The sequence below is a fragment of the Okeania hirsuta genome (genome assembly GCF_003838195.1).
Taxonomy (GTDB): domain Bacteria; phylum Cyanobacteriota; class Cyanobacteriia; order Cyanobacteriales; family Microcoleaceae; genus Okeania; species Okeania hirsuta.
In genome coordinates, this window is record NZ_RCBY01000458.1 from 1 (window position 1) to 2,863 (window position 2,863).

3 protein-coding genes and 1 pseudogene are annotated in these 2,863 nt (G+C 36.8%); 3 read left to right on the top strand and 1 reads right to left on the bottom strand.

All coding sequences use genetic code 11. The features are described 5' to 3' along the window. The first annotated feature begins 103 nt into the window (after positions 1-103). Positions 104-1,063 (top strand): MDR/zinc-dependent alcohol dehydrogenase-like family protein, encoded by a 960-nt coding sequence (locus tag D5R40_RS31710; protein WP_124147294.1) that lies wholly within the window; start codon positions 104-106, stop codon positions 1,061-1,063. A 240-nt stretch (positions 1,064-1,303) separates the two neighbouring features. Here the strand turns inward: D5R40_RS31710 and D5R40_RS31715 are convergent, their stop codons facing one another. Continuing rightward, complete coding sequence (locus D5R40_RS31715) at positions 1,304-1,606, bottom strand: hypothetical protein (RefSeq protein WP_124147295.1); 303 nt, start codon at positions 1,604-1,606, stop codon at positions 1,304-1,306. 156 nt (positions 1,607-1,762) lie between these two features. On the opposite strand from D5R40_RS31715, the gene D5R40_RS31720 reads away from it, so the two are divergent. Beyond that, positions 1,763-2,401, top strand: a complete 639-nt coding sequence (locus D5R40_RS31720) for a peroxiredoxin (protein WP_124147296.1) — start codon at positions 1,763-1,765, stop codon at positions 2,399-2,401. Positions 2,402-2,748: 347 nt separating this feature from the next. Next, a pseudogene (locus D5R40_RS40400) lies at positions 2,749-2,863 on the top strand (Uma2 family endonuclease); the annotation flags it as partial.

The following is a 2,863-nucleotide window of genomic DNA, read 5'->3' on the forward strand; positions in this document are numbered from 1 at the left end:
GAATCCCCATGTAATTTTCCTCCTGTCTCCTGTCTCCTGTCTCCTGTCTCCTTCTTCAAGGCCTAAAATCAAATTAACTAAACCTACTCAAAAAATAGAAATAATGAAAGGAATCTGGCTAGAAAATCAACAACTCCAACTCCGCAGCGACCTCCCTACACCCGAACCCCCAGCAGGAGAAGCACTTGTCCGCGTCTTGCGTGCCGGTATCTGCAATACAGACCTAGAACTTCTCAGAGGTTACTACCCTTACAAAGGAATCTTAGGCCATGAATTTGTCGGTGTGGTCGAACAAGGACCCGAAAATTTACTCAATCGACGAGTGGTAGGAGAAATTAATGCTGCTTGTGGTTATTGTCGCTTTTGCTTAAGTAACCAACCTACCCACTGTGAAAATCGGACAGTCTTGGGAATAGTTAACCGCAATGGAGCTTTTGCCGAATATCTTACCTTGCCAGTAAAAAATCTCCATCCGGTACCTGAAAATGTCTCAACCGATGAAGCTACATTTACCGAACCAGTGGCAGCAGCATTGGAAATTCAACAACAAATACAAATTTGCCCAGTAGATAAAGTCTTAGTTGTGGGGGATGGTAAACTCGGACAATTGGTGGCACAAACTTTAGCTTTGACTGATTGTCAGTTATTGGTTATTGGTCGTCATCGGGAAAAACTGGCAAATTTAGAGGAGCGGGGAATTAAAACTGGGTTTGCTGATGCGGTTACTACAGGAGCTTTTGATGTGGCAGTGGAATGTACTGGCAACCCAGAAGGATTTGCGATCGCTCGTCGTGCTCTTCGCCCTTGTGGTATTTTGGTCCTCAAAAGTACTTATGCTGGGAATCTGAGTTTGGATATTTCATCGTTGGTGGTGGATGAAATTACTTTAGTTGGTTCTCGTTGCGGACCTTTTAAACCAGCATTGGAACTACTATCACAACAGAAGGTTAATGTCAAGCCATTAATCCAAGCTCATTATCCTCTAGAAGCAGGAATTGATGCTTTTGTTCATGCTCAGAAGAAGGGAATATTAAAAGTATTAGTGGATATTGGGCAGGAATAGGCTGTTGATTTTTTTTGAAATTAAGTTTATACACCTCAAATCAAAAAGCAGCAAGCATCAAAACTATTTCTAACTATTGCCTAATATCAGTTTCAAAAAAGAATGCTATAAAAAGTGCATCTCGATTAGATATGCTTAAAAATAGCAGTTATAATTGATTTGAGATAGTTATCTCTATCGTTTTTCCCTTTCTTTCAATATTTACCCCTTCTTGCTTCTTACTTCTTACTTCTTACTTCTTCAATAGGAATTAATCCGGTCGTACCAACTCACAGATTTAGGTCTATAGTCAATACAATTAATTGCTTTTTCTGAAAGAGCAACTTTAGGTTGTACAGGACATTTAAGATGATAATCTCCAGTAAAAAATAGACAATTAGCACAGGGAATTTTGTGCATCTGTTTCGCTCTACGCACTGAATCAAGTAGGGCACCGATTATACTCCAGAACGTTAAAATTATCAATCCCCAAGCAAAGACAAAACACAGAGGAACCAAAAATGGTTGTATGGCATGAATTACAAAATAAATAAATTGAAACATGGTTAATAATTCATCACAATGGTTACTAATTCATAACATATGACATAACTTTAAATTTAATCTAATTTTTAAGATTATATAAAGTTAAAAGCTTAAATGATTATAGGATGAAAACATAGAGAATTGTTCACTATAAACAATATAGGAAGTTAAGCTATGGCCCTTAGATTAGGTGACACGGTACCCAACTTTACCCAAAATTCTTCTGAAGGGGAAATCAACTTTTATGAGTGGGCTGGAGATAGCTGGGTAGTGCTATTTTCCCATCCTGCTGATTACACGCCAGTTTGCACAACAGAGCTAGGTACAGTTGCCAAACTCAAACCAGAATTTGACAAAAGAGGTGCTAAGGTTTTAGCCCTAAGTGTGGATGATGCAGAATCTCATAAGGGTTGGATTGGAGATATTAATGAAACCCAAAGTACAACTGTTAATTATCCTATTCTGGCAGATGTGGATAAAAAGGTTTCTGATTTGTACGATATGATTCATCCTAATTCTTTAAATAATCTGACAATTCGTACTGTTTTTATTATCGACCCCGAAAAGAAACTCCGTCTTTCTATTACTTATCCCGCTAGTACAGGTCGTAATTTTGAGGAAATTCTCAGAGTAATTGATTCTTTGCAACTAACAGATAATTATCAAGTTGCTACTCCTGTAAATTGGAAAGATGGTGATGATTGTGTGATAGTTCCTTCTTTAAAAGACCCTGAAGAATTAAAACAAAAATTCCCCAAAGGTTACACAGAAGTTAAGTCATATTTGCGGATGACCCCTCAACCAAATAAGTAAAGTTATCATGTAAGCATTCAGCATTCAGCAGTCAGGTATCAACTCTTGAGAAACATCTACATTTCCCGCCATAGAATTGTATGAATTGAACTAAAACTTATCCTTCTTGTGGTTCATTATCTGATTAAAAATGTAATAGAAGTTAAACGAATGCTTGCTTTATTCATTAAAAAACTAAGAGCTGAATACTGACAATAATAGCCTATTTGATTTTTATTGCTGACCGCTGAAGCGCTAATAGCTGTTTGCGCAGCAGTCCGCACGAAATGCTTACGTTGTAATTTAATTGAGGATTAAGATTTTAACCAGGATTCTTAATCCTTAATTATTTTTAGGAGGGAAAAATTATGCTTGATGATCCGATTATTTTACAAATGCCTCCAAATTTACAAATGACAGATGAACAATTTTTTGAATTCTGTCAAATTAATCGAGATTTACGGATAGAAACTAATAAATTTG

Bases quoted from the DNA above. Each gene is read 5' to 3' on its own strand.
- D5R40_RS31715 (WP_124147295.1), bottom strand. From the start codon at position 1,606: ATGTTTCAATTTATTTATTTTGTAATTCATGCCATACAACCATTTTTG.
- D5R40_RS31720 (WP_124147296.1), top strand. From the start codon at position 1,763: ATGGCCCTTAGATTAGGTGACACGGTACCCAACTTTACCCAAAATTCT.
- D5R40_RS31710 (WP_124147294.1), top strand. From the start codon at position 104: ATGAAAGGAATCTGGCTAGAAAATCAACAACTCCAACTCCGCAGCGAC.